We start from the raw sequence: 17295 nt of genomic DNA, 5'->3' as shown, positions 1-17295 counted from the left end.
AGCTGTGAATAGACGCGTACTAATAGTAACTTCTGAATTTCCGCCATTACCTGGCGGTATTGGAGATCATGCCTATAACCTTTCTAAATATTTACAGCTCAATGATTTTCAGGTTGATGTTATTACAGATCAACGTGACAAAGACCCAGAAATAGAACATTCTTTTGATTCAATTTTAAGTTTTAATGTACATCGTGTAAACATAAATCAAATGAGATGGATTATGTATTTAAAACGCATCGAATTACTTTTTAAAAATATAAAAAGTACAGATATTATTATTGCATCAGGTAAATATTCTTTATGGATAGTTGCATTTGGTAGTTTGTTCTATACTAGAAAGTATGTCGCAGTGCTTCATGGCACAGAAGTGAATTTCTCTAATAGGGTTTTAAGGCTATTAGTGAATGCCTCTTTAAAACGTTATTCTCATCTTATTGCTGTTTCTAATCATACGAAATCATTACTAAAAAAGCGATTTCTTAAAAACAGTGTAGTGATTCCTAATGGCTTTGATATGGAGAAATTCGACTCAAATTTATCTAAAACAATCGAATTAATAGGACGTCCAAAATTGATAACCGTTGGTAACGTAACTGAGCGTAAAGGTCAGTTAAATGTGATTAAACATTTACCGGCTTTGATTAATAAATACCCGGATATTCATTATCATTGTGTTGGACTGCCTACGATGGCCAAAGCGTTTATTAAAGTAGCGAGAGAATTGAAAGTTGATCAACATATAACATTTCATGGTCGGCTAAAACAAGAAGAGTTACAAGTTCATCTGAATTCATGTAATATATTCGTGATGTTAAGCGCTGTTACAAAAGAGGGAGACGTGGAAGGCTTTGGGATTGCTATTTTAGAAGCCAATTATTTGAATATTCCAGCAATTGGAGCTATTAATTGTGGGATTGAAGATGCCATTGATAATTATAAGTCTGGAATTTTAATAGACCCTACGAATACGGAAGCCTTTTTAAATGGTATCGATGAAATATTACGAAATGAAAGTATGTATTCTACTGCGGCAAATCATTGGGCCTGTAAACATACTTGGCAAATTATAATCCAGCGCTATATAAATATTATCATGTCATGAAATTAGCTATCATTTCACATACCGAACATTATAGAGCTTCAGATGGCAGTATAGTAGGTTGGGGCCCCACTGTTACAGAGATTAATCATCTGTTAAATGTATTTGATGAAATTTATCATATTGCAATGTTATATGATAAAGTTGCACCCCCCAGCGCTTTGCCTTATGCCTCTGATAGAATAACATTTGTGCCAATTCCAGCAGTTGGAGGAAAATCTATTTCGAGTAAATTAAATAGTATTAGAAATGCACCAAAAATTATAAGTATTGTCGCAAGTACATTAAAAAAAATTGATGTGTTTCAATTACGTGCTCCAACAGGAATTGGGGTATTTCTTATTCCTTATCTAACTTTTTTCGTTAAAAAGAAAGGTTGGTTTAAATATGCAGGTAACTGGAATCAAAGTCAACCTCCATTAGGTTATGCCATACAACGATTTATGCTTAAAAAACAGCGTCGAAAAGTAACAATAAATGGGCAGTGGGAAAATCAACCTAAACATTGTATTACTTTTGAGAATCCTTGCTTAAGTGCTAAAGATTTGATTGAAGGTGATTTAGCTATAAAGTATAAAAGCTTTGAGAATAAGTTGATATTTTGTTTTGTTGGAAGACTGGAACGTCAAAAAGGAGTTGAACGAATAATAAAAGCGTTTATAAATTTAGAAGAAAATGACAAGAATAAAATTAAAGAAGTCCATTTTGTTGGTGATGGGGAAGAAAAACAATACTTTATAAAATTAACTGAGAATTCTGGTGTAAAATTTCATTTTAATGGATTCTTACCAAGGAATCAGGTGTTCGATGTGTATAAAAAGTCTAATGTATTTTTGTTACCTTCTTCAGCTTCAGAAGGTTTTCCTAAAGTCATTGCAGAGGCTATAAATTTTGGTTGTATTCCTTTAGTGTCGAATGTGTCTTCAATTGCTCAATATGTAGAACATGGAAAGAATGGAATCGTTTTAGATTCACTTACAATTAATAATTTAAATAAAGAATTGAAAATAGTATTGAATTTATCAAAAAAAGAGTTTTACAAATTGTTGAGAGCTAGAAAGGAACTTATTTATAAGTTTACATTTGAATATTACAACAATCGAATTAAAAATCACATCTTAAAATAAAGCTACGAACTTGGCAATTAAATCAAAAATATATTCTACCGATAACTATGTGTTATTTGTACTATTTCATATTGTTCTCGGTATACTGTTATATGAATTTGATTTTTTGAATAAAATTTATTTTGTTTTTATATTAGTTTTTTTTCTATTCAGAATTCTCTTTTCTTCTAAGGAGGATAAAACGATAGAGATACTTTTGGCTTGCGCCTATTTTACTGGAATTGAGGTTTTGTTCAGGATGACAAAAAGCGGATTGTCTTATGAAGCCTCTAAATATCTGGTAATAATTTTTACAACAATAGGGATATTCTATAAAGGTATATCCGGTAAAAGTTATCCTTATTTTGTTTTTTTAATTCTATTGGTTCCAGCAATTATAGTTGCCTCGATAACCTTAACATATGGAGCTCGATTTAGAACTAATGTAGCATTTGTTTTAAGTGGACCTGTGTGTTTAGGCATAGCTAGTTTGTTTTGTTTCGATCGAAAAATTACTCAAAAACAAGTGCTTGATATTTTGTTTTATATATTATTGCCCTGTATAACCACTACAACATATTTATTTTTGTACACGCCAAGTCTTAAGGGGCTTTTGTCGGGTACGGCTTCTAATAGTGCTGCATCTGGTGGGTTTGGCCCAAATCAAGTTGCTACTATTTTGGGCTTAGGTATTTTTGTGATAATTGTTCGACTATTTTTGCAGTCATATTCAATACGCATTAAAATTTTGAATTTGATCATTTTAGGTGCGATGAGTTTTAGGGCTTTAGTTACATTTAGTCGTGGAGGTGTAGTTGCTGCGGTCATAACAGTGCTGATATTTTTAAGTGCGGTTTTTTATAGATCTTCTAAAAAGCAGGCGAGTCAATTAGTACAAGTATCACTTTTATTAGGATTTGCTTTGATTATAGTTTGGGGTATAAGTTCAAATCAAACAGATGGATTGATAGAAATGCGTTATGTAAATAAAGATCATTTAGGTAGAGAAAAGAAAGATATTACTACAGGACGATGGCATTTATTTGTGGAAGAAATTGATGGCTTTTTAGAAAGCCCATTTTTAGGAATTGGAGCCAGTCGAGTTAAAAATAAACGTGTTGAAAAATATGGACGTCATTTACCTTCGCATAATGAAATTGGTCGTCTATTATCAGAGCATGGGGTTTTGGGAATCATAATTCTTATGATACTTGTTTTTACACCTATTTCATATCGATCAAGAAATAAAAAGAACATTTTCTTTTATGCATTTTTAGGATTCTGGTTTGCTACTATAAATCACTCAGGTATGAGAATAGCAGCGCCATCGTTTATTTATGCATTATGTTTACTAAATGTTACCAATGAAAAGAATCCTGTACATAGGAAACAAATTACAAAATAAAACAAGTAATCTTTCTTCAATACATATCCTTGGTAGGTTATTAGAAGGAGAAGGTTATCAGTTGTATTATGCATCAACCAAGACTAATAAGGTGTTGCGTTTATTAGATATGATATTTACCTTTTTTAAATATTCTAGAACGGTAGATGTTGTGATTATTGATACCTATAGTACTCACAATTTTTATTATGCATTTATTATAAGTCAATTATGTAGGTTATTTAAAGTGGATTATATCTGCAGTCTTAATGGTGGGAATCTTCCAGCAAGATTAAAAGCGCATCCTAAGATGAGTGCCTTGGTATTTAAAAATTCAATTTCTAATGTGTCTCCGTCTAAATATTTAAAACATAATTTTGAACAATATGGCTATAATAATATTGTTCACGTTCCTAATACCTTGGAGATTGAAAATTATGTGCTTATTGAAAAAGAGTTTTCATCTCCAAAACTTTTGTGGGTACGTTCGTTTTCAAAAATATACAATCCGCAACTAGCAGTTAAAGTTTTAAAGTCTTTAAAAACGTCATATCCAGATGCAGAGTTGTGCATGGTTGGCCCAGATAGTGATGGCAGTCTAAAACAGGTGGAAACATTAGCAAAAAAATATAATCTCAATGTGAAATTTACGGGAAAACTAACCAAAAAAGAATGGATTAGTCTTTCAAAAGATTATAATATCTTTATTAATACCACTAATTTTGATAATACACCAGTAAGTGTTATTGAAGGAATGGCTTTAGGTTTACCTATAGTCTCAACTAATGTAGGTGGAATGCCATTTTTAATAAATAACGGTAAGGACGGTATTCTGGTTGAGCCAAAGGATGTGGATAAGATGGTTAAGGCAATCATTTATGTGTTAAATAACAAATCAAAACGTCAAGAGATTATAAAAAATGCAAGATTGAGAGCAGAGCAATTTGATTGGAAAAATATCAAAAAGCTTTGGTTTAAAATCTTGGACAAAGAACATGGTTGAAATTTAACTTAACTTGTTATATTTACACGAGACCCTAACCAAGCCAATGAGTCGTAAAAAAGATATACATTTTGAAATATCAGAACGAAAGATACTCTTACGTATTCTGGATATATGCGTTGTCTTATTAGGGCTTTATTTTTTAGAGAATTTTCTGGGTTATGATTACCTCAAGATAAATCAAGAGAATATAAGTTACATTATAGTTTTAGTAGTTTACATTACTATTTTCGGAACTGTTTTTGAAATATATAATCTTCAGAAATCTAGTAAACTTGATACAACGTTTAGAAATATAGTATTTACAGCATCCACTACAGTGTTGTTTTATATGTTAACGCCAGTATTAACGCCTTTTTTACCAGCCCAGAGACTTGAAATTGTATATTTCTACTTGATGATAATCGTAATGATTTTTCTATGGAGATGGGCTTATATTGCTTTTGTTTCTACGCCAAGATTTTATAAAAGAGTACTATTGGTTGGAGAGATTTCAAATATTGAAAACATTGTTAAGCCGCTAAATCAGTCTGATCCTAATTATAAAATAGTTGGATTTATAAATTCAGAGTCTGAAGTAGAGTCACCTATTAAGTTTAAAGGTTTGAAAGAATTTGAATCTGCCGATTTAATGAAAGTTATTAAAGAAGAGAAAATTTCTGAAATATTGGTTGCTAGCTATAGTTCTGAAACTATTACTACCGATATTTATCATGATCTTATCACGCTATTAGATCAAGGTTTTACCATTCGAGAGTACACACAGGTTTTTGAAGAAATTACGTATCGTGTGCCAATTCAGTTTATTGGTAAAGATTTTTATAAATATTTTCCATTCAGTCGAAGTAATCAAAATACATTATATCTCTTTTTTCAAAGAGCTTTTGATATAATATTTTCAGTTATAGGCTTACTTTTTGGTCTATGTATATTGCCTATTATCGCTCTAGGAAACACAATTGCCAATAAGGGACCTCTATTCTATTTTCAAGAACGCGTTGGTCAAAACGGAAACTTATTTCAAATTGTCAAGCTCAGAAGTATGATTGTAAATGCTGAGACAGGTGTTGCCAAGTGGGCTCAAAAAGATGATGTTAGAATCACAAAGTTCGGAAAGTTTCTTAGGCGTTCTAGATTGGATGAAATTCCTCAATTTCTCAATGTTCTTATTGGAGACATGAGTATTATTGGTCCACGTCCCGAACGACCGTTTTTTGTTAACGAACTGTCTCGTGTCATTCCGTTTTATGAAACACGACACATTGTTAAACCCGGACTTACTGGTTGGGCTCAAGTAAATACGCGATATGGTTCGTCTGTAGATGATAGCTTAACAAAACTGCAGTATGACTTGTATTATATCAAACACAGAAGTGTGTTTCTAGATATCAATATCGTTGTAAAAACCTTTAGTACAGTTTTATATTATAGAGGACAGTAGTTACTTAGTTTTCAGTCTAGGAGATTGCTTATCACTTCAATAAGTGAATAGAAAGGTGCTACTAAAATGTCTCTTTTTTTCTTCGGAAGAATCCTATCAAGAAAACAAAAAGCATAACAAAAATACTTATTCTCGCTATATAGTCGCCAGCCTTTACGTAAAAAGTGATACGATCATTAGTCGTCAATTGTCCTGATAACGCACCTTTTTCACCATAAGCTATACTATTAGTTATTTCACCTTTGGCATTTATAATCGCCGAAATACCTGTATTGGCACTTCTGGCAATATCACGACGTGTTTCTATAGCTCTCAATCTAGCGTAGCTTAAATGTTGCTTGTGGCCTTGAGTTTCATTCCACCAAGCATCATTGGTGATTATAGTTAAGAAATTAGCACCATTTCTCACATAACCAGCAACAAATTCACCATAAACAGATTCGTAGCAAATAATAGGAGCTGCCTTGAATTTTGAATTTGAGGAGGTAAGTACTGCTCTGTCTTTTTGAGTGGTTTTCATAGCAACAGTACCTCCAAGATCGATAAGTGCGTCACCAATAATTGGTTTTAAAATATCTTGGTACGGAAAATTTTCAATGCCAACAACCAATTTAGATTTGTTGTATTGCTGTATTGAATCTGACGTGTTTATGAGAATAGCAGAATTATAATCATCATACCAGGTATCTGGTCTTAATTTATAGGTATTGGTTTCTTTTTTAATTTTTGACTTGTCATGAAACCAATCAATGAATGATATTCCTGTCAATAGGTTCACATTGGGATGCTCATTGACATATTGTTTTAAGGTATGTCTTAGAAGCGAATTCTCGAATTTTGGGAGACGTGTGCTTTCAGCAAAAAAAGTTTCGGGAGCAATTATGAAATCTGTAGAATCTGTGATTTTTGAGTTCGATAATTCAAAAAACAACTCTGCAAACTTCATATTGGTCATATTGTATTTGTCAGAATACGGATCAATATTAGGTTGCAACGCAATCACATTTACCTTTTCGCCTTCATGCGAATAGGTATTATAAATCACTAATGAAATGAGAATAGGAATAATAATCAATCCGGTACATTTCAGTACTAAAGATTTTAAAATCCCTTTAGATTTTTCTTTTTGATAAGAGAGGACACCTTTAAATATCAAAACATTTAAAATCCAAACCCATAATGTACCTCCAAAAGTCCCTGTGTATTCATACCATTGAATCCATGTTATATATTCTGAAAAGCCATTGCCTAGATTAAGCCAAGGCCAAGAAAATTCCCAGCCAAGATGTAGCTTTTCAAAACTTATCCAAAGTGTGACCAAAAACAACAATGCTCTGTTTTGAGATTTTCGTTTCGCGTATTTATGGTAGACTAAAATTAGTGTTGCCATTAAAGCTGAGTTCACAAAAATGGCAAAGCCAGCCCCAAATAAATCAGCAAATTGTAACCAATTGGTGGTTGTAATATTCCAAATGAAAAAGGTGAGGTAGGAGAGGCCAAATATCTTGAGACCTTTGCGTTTAATTTCAGGTAATCGCAATTGTTGTTCGGCTAAAAGTAAAGGCACAAAGGCGATAAACAATAAGGCTGGAAATCCATAAGTTGGCCATCCTAAAGCGAGTAATATTCCTGAAATTAATGAGAGTAATGCCAATTTAAATTTAGAGGAACGCATAGAAAATTTGTATTATTTTTAGTTGGAACTAGGCATAAAATTTAAAGCATAGCCGAAGTTAAGGTTTTAGTTTTTAACAAAGTTACAGCTAATAAGAATCGATTTTTAGGTGTTATTTTATGTATAAATTAGTATATAATTCTATTCACTATCTAAAGATACTAAAATCGAGTTTTAATGAAAATACATTGGAGTATAAAGCTACACTTTGGTCTCCAATATCTGTAAAAGCATAGTCTATTTGAATACCTCTGTATTTAAAACCAAGTCCTAAACTAGGCTGAAATGATAAGTCATCAGAATTGTCAAGCTGTAATTCATTTTGAAAATTACCAACACCAGCTCTTAAAAACACGAGATCGGTATAACCAAATTCGAATCCTAAAGCAGGATTTACACTTGCAAAAGATGTAGAGATAACATCATTGTTTTCTTCAAATCTCACATTAAGATCTACTGATGCTAATAGTGAATAATCGTAATGAAAAATAAACTTTTTAGACATTCCTATTTGCAACTTAGGAATGGTAAGTTCAGTTTGCTCTGGTACTGTTTGATTTTGACCTTCAATAGCATTTTGAATATCAGCTAGTTTGTCTTCATCAAAAGACCAGGCATTAAACGTTGTGGTAATGTCTCTTGCCATGATACCAAACTTCCAGTCGTTTTTAGATTCAAACTGAATACCTGCATCCAGACCAAATCCCCAAGAATTTGCAAAATCTCCAATGATACGACGTACGACTTTGGCGTTCACACCATAACTAAGTCCGTCGAGAGGTAGCTTTCTAGCGTAAGAAAACGTAAATGCATAATCTGCTGTAGAGAAAAGGCTCACACGATCATAGTTGATATTACCTTGGTCATCAATTAATTGTGTAGTATCCAATATATCATCAACACCAAACCTAATTAATGATAAGGCAATGGCACTTCTGTCATCAAGAGGTTTTGCAAAAGCGATGTAATTGTAACTCGCAATATTGGCGAAATAATTAGAATGTAGTAGTGCTAATTGGTTGTCTTCAAGATTGACTAATCCAGCAGGATTCCAATATCCAGAATTCACATCTGCAGTATGAGAAACCACACTATTACTCATGCCAAGAGCTGCCGCATCTACGCCAATATTCAAAAATTCGTTAGAATATTTAGTTTGGGCAGTGCATAAAAATGTAATCAAAGTCGTAGCAACGAATAGGTACTTTTTCAACAGCAAAATTTTTTTTACAAAGATGCACATTATTTTCATCTATAAACTTCAAAAAGCAGTAGATATTGTCTTTGTTTTGTGTGAAACCATTTATTAATCAAATCTTCAGCAATAAAACGTCCATATTTTCTTCTTCTGTAAATTCAATCAATAAATGGTTTAGTCGAAAATAGTTTGCTATTTTTACATAAATCTTATGCATGTCAATAAACAAGTACATCCCAAATTTTATAACCTTACTTAATTTACTCTGCGGAAGTATTGCCGTTATTTTTGCAGTTCATAACAATTTTATTGCTGCTTCGGTTTTTGTGTTTCTAGGAATTTTCTTTGATTTCTTCGACGGATTATTAGCAAGAAAACTCAATGTCCAAAGTCCGTTAGGTGTTCAATTAGATTCTCTAGCAGATATGGTGACTAGTGGCTTGGTGCCAGGAATTGTCATGTACAAATTGATTTCAATGAGTGTTAATGCTCCAGAAATCGTCACTCAGAATGAATGGAATGCGAATTTCAGTTTTGATGAATTAAATATTGCGCCAATAGCACTTATCGGATTGTTTATCACATTAGCATCTGCATATCGCTTAGCGAAATTTAATATTGATGAAGACCAGCAAACCTACTTTAAAGGATTGCCAACACCGGCTAATACCTTATTAGTATTGTCCTTGCCTTTAATTATTGAATTTCAGAATAGCAGTTTTGCAACCAATCTCATATTAAATCAATGGTTTTTAATTGCGTTCACACTACTGAGTTGCTATTTATTGAATTCTAATATTAAATTATTCGCTTTAAAATTTAAAGATTATAGTGTTACCAATAACAAGTTTAGATACTTGCTCATTATTCTAACTATTGTATTGTTGGCTGTTTTCCATTTTATGGCAATCCCATTAATCATTTTATTATACATCATTCTTTCCCTAATTAAAAAATAAAATAACATTATGTTAGAAGTCATTTTCACACTATTAATGCTTGTGCTATTGCAAGCTGTTTTAGGATTTGATAATCTGCTTTATATTTCTTTAGAATCTAAGAAAGCACCTATAGATGATCAAAAACGGGTTCGAAAAGTTGGAATTTTGATAGCTATTGTCCTAAGAATAGTATTGCTATTTGTATTGGTTTCTATTATTGACTTTTTTCAAGAGCCATTTTCTTTTTTAACTGGACATATTGATAATGTTTTAGGTTTTGCCTTTAATGGTCATAGTTTAATCGTGTTGGCTGGTGGAGCTTTTATTATCTATACAGCGATTAAGGAAATTTGGCATATGATTGGAAAACATGATTTGAATGATGGGGTAGATGGAGACCAAAAAAGCAGGAAATCTGCTAATGCAGTGATTACTAGTATTGTGATAATGAATTTGGTGTTTTCATTCGATTCTATATTGGCAGCAATTGGTTTAACAAGTGATATAGAAAATTCTACCACAGCCTTTATTGTGATGGCTATTGCTATTGTTGCGAGTGGTTTGTTCATGCTTTTATTGGCTGATAAAATTTCAACATTTTTAGCAAAAAACCGCATGTATGAAGTATTAGGGCTATTTATTTTATTTATTGTAGGTATTATGTTGGTTACTGAAGGTGGGCATTTGGCGCATTTAAAAATCTTCGGAAATGAAATTGTTCCTATGAGTAAAACAACCTTCTATTTTGTGATTTCGATTTTAGTAATCACTGATATTGTTCAAGGTCGCTACCAAAAGCGATTAATTGCCCAACAAGAAAGTGCCAAATCAGATACAGAAATTAAAGACGAAAACGCTTAAACGACATCTATGAAAGACCTAAATTTCCCAATAAGCTTCACATTTAATGTGACTACTATGTCTAATGATTTTTCTGCAAAAGATGCTACAGGTAGGACTGTTGCTTATGTGAGACAAAAAATGTTTAAGCTCAAAGAAGATATCAGCATTTACGATAACGAGTCTAAAAGTAATCTAACACATAGTATTAAAGCCGATAAGTGGATTGATTTTTCAGCAGCATACAGTTTTAAAGATGCTCAAGGAAAAGAGATTGGTAAAATTGCTAGAAAAGGTTGGGCTTCTATATGGAAAGCACATTACGAACTGATAGATCAGCATCAAAAAACGCAATATCATATTAGAGAAGATAATGCTTGGGTGAAGGTATTGGATGGTGTTTTAGGAAATATTCCTATTCTTGGCGGATTTACAGGATACTTGTTTAATCCGAGTTATTCCGTCACCAATTTAAAGGGAGAAGATATTTGCCAGCTTAAAAAAGAACCGTCTTTCTTTGGAAGAAAATTTAAACTTTCAAAATTGAAGCCTATAGATAATGATGATGACGAACGTATCATCTTAGGGTTCATGATGATGGTGTTATTGGAGAGACGAAGAGGATAATTCAAATTAGTATCTAAAACTCTAGCTTCTTTTTACGCAACTCGAAGTTCTGACCTAAATAGACTTTACGAACCATCTCATCATTGGCAAGTTCTTCTGGTTTACCAGCTTTAAGAATACTACCTTCAAACATTAAATAGGTTCTATCTGTAATAGCTAAGGTTTCTTGTACGTTGTGATCTGTAATTAGAATTCCGATATTCTTTTTGGTCAATTGTGCGATAATCCGTTGGATATCTTCAACAGCCACGGGATCTACACCAGCAAAAGGTTCATCTAGTAATATAAAATCAGGATCTGTAGCAAGAGCACGCGCAATTTCAGTACGTCGACGCTCACCACCCGATAATAAATCACCTCTACTTTTACGAATATGTCCTAAGCTAAACTCCTCAATCAAAGATTCCATTTTAAGGTGTTGTTCTTTTTTGCTGAGTTTAGTCATTTGAAGTACACTCAAGATATTATCTTCAATACTCAATTTCCTAAATACTGAGGCTTCTTGTGCTAGATAGCCAATTCCGTTTTGAGCACGCTTATACATTGGATAATTGGTAATGTTTGTGCCTTCAAGAAAAATGTTTCCGCCATTAGGTTTAATGAGACCAACAATCATGTAGAATGATGTGGTTTTACCTGCGCCATTTGGACCAAGTAATCCAACGATTTCCCCTTGCTTTACTTCAAGAGAAACGTCTTTAACCACTTTTCGTCCGCTGTAGGACTTCATTAAATTTTCGGCTCTTAGTGTTTTCATGGTTGCTAAAATAGCAAATTCAAAAAGACTTGCTTTTAGTTTATTATAAGTTTAACGGTCATCTCAATTATATTGAGACTTAATTGGTGTTATTTTCTAAAGCATCCCAGTATTCGTAGGCTTTACGTAAATGCGGTATCACAATTGTACCACCAACAAGTGTTGCTATGCTTAAGGCTTCTAAAACTTCTTCCTTGTTTAAACCTGCTTTATGGCTGGATTCCAAATGATATTTCACACAATCATCACAGCGTAATACTGTGGAAGCTACCAAACCTAAAAGTTCTTTGGTTTTTTTATCAAGTGCTCCCTCTTTAAACGCATTAGTATCAAGATTAAATATACGCTTGATAACTTTGTTATTATCAGCTAGAATAGCATCGTTCATTTTAGAACGATAGGTATTAAATTCAGAAACGATATCAGACATGGGCTTTTTGTTTTTTATTTTGGTTTTTTACAACCACTTTAGAGATATAAATACTCACTTGATATAAAATTAAAATTGGGATTGCAACGATAACTTGACTCGCCAAATCTGGAGGTGTTATAATTGCAGAAAGTATTAATACGATCACCAAAGCAAATTTTCGGTACTTTCTCATAATTTGAGGAGTCACCAATCCTATTTTAGTTAAAAAATAAATGATGATAGGAAGCTCAAATACAAATCCTGAAGCTAGAGCAGAAGACCTAATTAATGAAATATAAGAGCTAATATCAAATTCGTTTGAAATTTCTGGACTCACACTATAGTTAGCCAAAAAGTTGATAGACAACGGGGTGACAATATAGTATCCAAAAAGAACACCTATAAAAAACAAAAGTGAAGTGATAATGATAAATCCTCTAGAATGTTTTCGTTCTTTGGAATGCATTCCTGGGCTTATGAAACTCCAAAATTGATAGATTACATATGGAAATGCTATTATAAAACCTGCGAAAATTGAGGTCCAGATATCAGCTGAAAATTGAGCCGACATTTCTCTACTTTGGATAATGAATGGGAATTCCGTAGCACAAAAAGTGGTATCATTTATTCCAATAAATTCTGAAGCTTTACACAACCATTTATAGGTTGGAAAATCCATTTGTTTGGGTGCGAAAATGATATACTTAAAAATAGCTCTACTGAATACAAATGCAACTGTAGCACATATAAGTACAGAAAGTGTGATTCTTATTAAATGCCATCTTAAGTCTTCGAGATGATCTAGAAATGACATCTCATCGGTATTGTTTTTTGTCATTATATAATACCTTCTTTAATTAAGTCATGTAGGTGAATAACACCTGCATATATGCCGTTTTTTTCTACAAGTAATTGTGAAATACCATTCGTTTCCATAAGTTCCATAGCATCTATTGCCATAGCATCTTCATCGATACGTTTTGGGTTGCTACTCATTATATCTTTCGCTGTTAGATGAAGAAACTCATCACTTTTTGTCAACATACGCCTCAAATCACCATCGGTAATAATACCTTCAATTTTATCGTTGTGAACTACAGCAGTAACACCAAGCATTTTTTCTGTTATTTCAACAATAACATTTTTAGCGCTTGTTGTTAATTCTACTTTCGGCTTTTCGTTTACAGAAGACAAATCACTAACACGCAAATAGAGTCGTTTTCCTAGAGCACCACCTGGATGGTATTTTGCAAAGTCCTTACTAGAAAATCCACGGAGTTCTAATAGGCAAACCGCTAAAGCATCTCCCATCACCAATTGTGCTGTTGTACTTGTTGTTGGTGCCAAATTATTAGGACAAGCCTCTTGTTCGACATAAGCATTCAGAATAAAATCGGCTTGTTGCGCTAAAAATGATTTTTCATTTCCAGTAATCGCTATCATTTTATTCTTTGCATTTTTAATCAAAGGGACCAGAACTTTAATTTCTGGCGTATTTCCGCTTTTAGAAATACAAATGACAACGTCGTCTTCTAAAATTAAGCCTAAATCGCCATGAATGGCATCTGCAGCATGCATAAATACAGAAGGTGTTCCAGTAGAATTTAAAGTTGCTACAATTTTATTCGCTATAATTGCACTTTTACCTATACCAGTAATGATTACGCGACCTTTAGAATTATAGATTAAAGTCACTGCATTTGCAAAGTCATCGGTTAATAAATGACTTAAATTTGCAATGGCATCACGCTCTAAATCAATAGTTTTTCTAGCGGTTTTTAAGATAGATTGATTACTATTCAAAATTAATTTTTTTTGAGTTTGATGGGTCTAAAGAAATTGTTATCTTTAGGTTAATGCAAATGTATCAAAAATACTAATAGGGATTAATGAGTATAAAAGAAATTGATATACATTCTGCACTAAAACAATACTTTGGTTTTTCACAATTCAAAGGACTTCAGGAAAGTGTTATTAAAAGCGTTGTTGCAGGTGAGGATGTATTTGTTATTATGCCAACAGGAGGCGGAAAGTCTTTATGTTATCAACTTCCGGCATTAATTGAAGAGGGCACAGCAATTATTGTGTCACCATTAATTGCCTTAATGAAAAATCAAGTAGATGCTATTAGAGGCGTCTCAGATGAGGAAGGTGTTGCACATGTTTTGAATTCTTCACTTAATAAGACAGAAGTCAAACGTGTTAAAGAAGATATCGTTAATGGCGTGACGAAGTTACTTTATGTAGCTCCAGAATCCTTAACCAAAGAAGAACATGTTGAGTTTTTAAGGTCGGTAACCATTTCATTTATGGCAGTAGATGAAGCACATTGTATTAGTGAATGGGGACATGATTTTAGACCAGAGTATAGAAATTTACGTCATATTATAAAACGTATTGGAGACAATATTCCAATTATTGGTTTGACAGCTACTGCTACACCCAAGGTGCAAGAAGATATTTTAAAGAGTTTAGATATTCAAAATGCTACTACCTTTAAAGCGTCATTTAATAGACCAAACTTATATTACGAAATACGCCCAAAAACCAAAAATGTAGATGCCGATATTATTCGTTTTGTTAAAAAGAACGAAGGCAAATCAGGAATTGTCTATTGTTTAAGTAGAAAACGTGTTGAAGAGTTAGCACAAGTGTTACAAGTTAATGGTGTGAAAGCTGTTCCGTATCACGCAGGTTTAGATCCTAAAACCAGAGTCAGGCATCAAGATATGTTCTTGATGGAAGATTGCGATGTTGTAGTTGCGACGATTGCCTTCGGAATGGGAATTGACAAACCTGATGTACGGTTTGTGGTTCATCATGATATTCCGAAAAGTATTGAAAGTTATTATCAAGAAACCGGACGTGCAGGACGAGATGGAGGCGAAGGACATTGTTTAGCCTATTACGCTTATAAAGACATTGAAAAATTAGAAAAATTCATGTCTGGAAAACCAGTTGCTGAACAAGAGATTGGTCATGCCTTATTGCAAGAAGTAGTTGCCTTTGCTGAGACATCAATTTCAAGACGAAAATTTATTTTACATTATTTTGGTGAAGAGTTTGACAATGCTACTGGAGAAGGAGGTGATATGGATGATAATGTTCGTTACCCTAAAAAGCAAAATGAAGCCAAAGATGATGTGGTTACTTTACTAGAGACTGTTGATAAAACAAATGAAAAATATAAGTCTAAAGACTTGGTACAAGTGATAATAGGTCAAATAAATGCACTTATTTCTTCTCATAAAACAGATATGCAACCATTCTTCGGAATAGGAGAACATCAAGACAGACGCTACTGGATGGCATTAATACGTCAGGTATTGGTTGCAGGATATCTTAAAAAAGATATTGAAACTTATGGTGTTTTAAGATTATCTGAGGAAGGACGAGCATATATGAAATCGCCAAAATCATTTATGATGACCGAAGATCATGTCTTTGATCGAGAGAGTGATGATGGTATTGTCACCGCAGCTAAAGGTGGAGGAGGTGTCGCTGACGAAATCTTAATGAAAATGCTGAAAGACCAACGAAAGCGAAATGCTAAGAGTTTAGGTGTGCCACCATTTGTGATTTTTCAAGATCCTTCATTAGAAGATATGGCACTTAAATATCCTATCACGATTGAAGAAATGAGTAATGTTCATGGTGTTGGTGACGGGAAAGCTAAAAAATACGGTAAAGATTTTATTGCTTTAATTTCTCAATATGTCGAAGATAATGACATTGTAAGACCTGATGATTTCGTTGTAAAAAGTACGGGCTCTAATTCTGCAATAAAGTTGTACATCATTCAAAACGTCGATCGAAAATTACCACTAACAGATATCTCATCTTCTAAAGGGATGACTATGTCCGATTTTATCAAGGAAATGGAAGCTATTGTGTTTTCTGGTACTAAATTGAATATCAATTATTGGCTAGACGACATTTTAGATGAAGACCAACAGGAAGAAATCTATGAGTATTTTATGGAAGCAGAAACTGATAAAATAGATGTGGCTATCGAAGAATTTGATGGTGACTACGATGACGAGGAACTCCGCTTATATCGTATTAAGTTTATTAGTGAGGTGGCGAATTAATTTACAATAGACAGTCACCTCTATTAGCAGTTGCTTTTTTGATAAATCTCTTTGTGAGGCTTTGTACTTTTCTGTGGGGCTTTGTGTGATTTTTTTTTATACTAAGTTGGTATAAAAGGGAAGCTATTCTTCTTCATCTTCTTCATTGCCTTCAGCTATAGCAAAAGAAATTTCATGTGATTTACAGGATAATACCAATTCGCCAATTTGTGATTTAGTGATTTTTGCGACGTCTTCACCTTCTATTTGAAAATCAATTTTTGTGATACTTCGACCTTTTATATCAGTGGAATCAGATTCAAATTCAATAGAGTCGGATTCTAATATTAGTTCGAAATTTTCACCAGCCATAGTTAACTGTCCACCTTTTTTGGTTTTCACTTTAAACATTCCAACGATAACCGTTTGAAAAAAGAAATAGCCACCAAGTTCATTTAATCCAGCATACAGTACATTTTCATCAGAAATAGCGAATGGTTCATGTTCTATATCATTTATGATAGCTTCAATGGTATCTGAAGTAGTTATCGTTTCAGTTGATTTAGAATTTCCGAGAGCAGATTTTAATTTGGTAATAAAACTCATGTGATTATTATTTTTGACAAATCTAAAGTAATTACAAGCAATTCCAAAATTTGTGCTCTGAGAGAAGTCTAAGTGTCAAATTCCAAATCAAACTTCACTCTTCTGTTAGAGTTTCATATCTTTGCACCTCAAT

General features: G+C 33.0%; 16 protein-coding genes. 9 read left to right on the top strand and 7 right to left on the bottom strand.

What is annotated here, in order from left to right:
* Window positions 1–4: 4 nt before the first annotated feature.
* Genes V7719_RS05380 through V7719_RS05360 form a run of 5 tightly spaced genes read left to right on the top strand, consistent with a single transcriptional unit; the run spans window position 5 to window position 6036 of the window.
* Entirely contained in the window at window positions 5–1105 is a 1101-nt protein-coding gene (locus tag V7719_RS05380; protein ID WP_335728849.1) for a glycosyltransferase family 4 protein, read from the top strand.
* Window positions 1102–2229 carry a glycosyltransferase gene (locus tag V7719_RS05375; RefSeq protein ID WP_335728848.1) on the top strand — a complete coding sequence of 376 codons (1128 nt, stop codon included), beginning with the start codon at window positions 1102–1104 and terminating at the stop codon, window positions 2227–2229. The genes V7719_RS05380 and V7719_RS05375 overlap by 4 nt, the downstream gene beginning before the upstream one ends.
* A 10-nt stretch (window positions 2230–2239) precedes the next feature.
* A complete protein-coding gene (locus tag V7719_RS05370) occupies window positions 2240–3613 on the top strand; it encodes an O-antigen ligase family protein (RefSeq protein ID WP_335728847.1) in 1374 nt (457 codons plus the stop codon).
* Entirely contained in the window at window positions 3573–4595 is a 1023-nt protein-coding gene (locus tag V7719_RS05365) for a glycosyltransferase family 4 protein (protein ID WP_335728846.1), read from the top strand. Before V7719_RS05370 ends, V7719_RS05365 begins: the two co-directional genes overlap by 41 nt.
* 46 nt (window positions 4596–4641) lie before the next feature.
* Window positions 4642–6036: a sugar transferase gene (locus V7719_RS05360; protein WP_335728845.1), complete on the top strand. Its 1395-nt coding sequence runs from the start codon at window positions 4642–4644 to the stop codon at window positions 6034–6036.
* Between the two features lie 61 nt (window positions 6037–6097).
* On the opposite strand, the gene lnt is transcribed toward V7719_RS05360, so the two are convergent.
* Both lnt and V7719_RS05350 read right to left on the bottom strand, forming a co-directional pair.
* Entirely contained in the window at window positions 6098–7711 is a 1614-nt protein-coding gene (gene lnt, locus V7719_RS05355; RefSeq protein ID WP_335728844.1) for an apolipoprotein N-acyltransferase, read from the bottom strand.
* A gap of 148 nt (window positions 7712–7859) precedes the next feature.
* The gene (locus tag V7719_RS05350; RefSeq protein WP_335728843.1) at window positions 7860–8924 is read right to left on the bottom strand and encodes a PorV/PorQ family protein; all 1065 of its coding nucleotides are present in this window, start codon (window positions 8922–8924) and stop codon (window positions 7860–7862) included.
* Window positions 8925–9124: 200 nt separating this feature from the next.
* Here V7719_RS05350 and V7719_RS05345 point away from each other — a divergent pair, with 200 nt between their 5' ends.
* From V7719_RS05345 to V7719_RS05335, 3 genes are read left to right on the top strand one after another with little or no spacing between them, the layout of a single operon-like run.
* The gene (locus V7719_RS05345; protein ID WP_335728842.1) at window positions 9125–9868 is read left to right on the top strand and encodes a CDP-alcohol phosphatidyltransferase family protein; all 744 of its coding nucleotides are present in this window, start codon (window positions 9125–9127) and stop codon (window positions 9866–9868) included.
* A 9-nt stretch (window positions 9869–9877) separates the two neighbouring features.
* Window positions 9878–10711: a TerC family protein gene (locus V7719_RS05340; protein ID WP_335728841.1), complete on the top strand. Its 834-nt coding sequence runs from the start codon at window positions 9878–9880 to the stop codon at window positions 10709–10711.
* A 9-nt stretch (window positions 10712–10720) separates the two neighbouring features.
* Entirely contained in the window at window positions 10721–11317 is a 597-nt protein-coding gene (locus V7719_RS05335; RefSeq protein ID WP_335728840.1) for a hypothetical protein, read from the top strand.
* Between the two features lie 13 nt (window positions 11318–11330).
* Here the strand turns inward: V7719_RS05335 and lptB are convergent, their stop codons facing one another.
* The 4 genes from lptB to V7719_RS05315 form a co-directional block, all read right to left on the bottom strand.
* Window positions 11331–12074 carry an LPS export ABC transporter ATP-binding protein gene (gene lptB, locus V7719_RS05330; RefSeq protein ID WP_335728839.1) on the bottom strand — a complete coding sequence of 248 codons (744 nt, stop codon included), beginning with the start codon at window positions 12072–12074 and terminating at the stop codon, window positions 11331–11333.
* A 79-nt stretch (window positions 12075–12153) separates the two neighbouring features.
* On the bottom strand, window positions 12154–12504 hold the full coding sequence (locus tag V7719_RS05325; protein WP_335728838.1) for a carboxymuconolactone decarboxylase family protein: 351 nt from the start codon (window positions 12502–12504) through the stop codon (window positions 12154–12156).
* A complete protein-coding gene (tatC, locus tag V7719_RS05320; protein WP_335728837.1) occupies window positions 12497–13324 on the bottom strand; it encodes a twin-arginine translocase subunit TatC in 828 nt (275 codons plus the stop codon). Before tatC ends, V7719_RS05325 begins: the two co-directional genes overlap by 8 nt.
* Window positions 13324–14289 carry a KpsF/GutQ family sugar-phosphate isomerase gene (locus V7719_RS05315; RefSeq protein WP_335728836.1) on the bottom strand — a complete coding sequence of 322 codons (966 nt, stop codon included), beginning with the start codon at window positions 14287–14289 and terminating at the stop codon, window positions 13324–13326. The genes tatC and V7719_RS05315 overlap by 1 nt, the downstream gene beginning before the upstream one ends.
* An 86-nt stretch (window positions 14290–14375) precedes the next feature.
* Between V7719_RS05315 and V7719_RS05310 the strand changes: the two genes are divergently transcribed.
* Complete coding sequence (locus tag V7719_RS05310; RefSeq protein ID WP_335728835.1) at window positions 14376–16577, top strand: RecQ family ATP-dependent DNA helicase; 2202 nt, start codon at window positions 14376–14378, stop codon at window positions 16575–16577.
* A 123-nt stretch (window positions 16578–16700) separates the two neighbouring features.
* On the opposite strand, the gene V7719_RS05305 is transcribed toward V7719_RS05310, so the two are convergent.
* Window positions 16701–17162, bottom strand: a complete 462-nt coding sequence (locus V7719_RS05305) for a hypothetical protein (protein WP_335728834.1) — start codon at window positions 17160–17162, stop codon at window positions 16701–16703.
* Window positions 17163–17295: the final 133 nt, after the last annotated feature.

The sequence above is a fragment of the Psychroserpens sp. genome (assembly GCF_036960315.1).
GTDB lineage: Bacteria > Bacteroidota > Bacteroidia > Flavobacteriales > Flavobacteriaceae > Psychroserpens.
The sequence above is the reverse complement of the archived record's forward strand: the minus strand, read 5'-3'. Positions and strand labels throughout refer to the sequence as shown.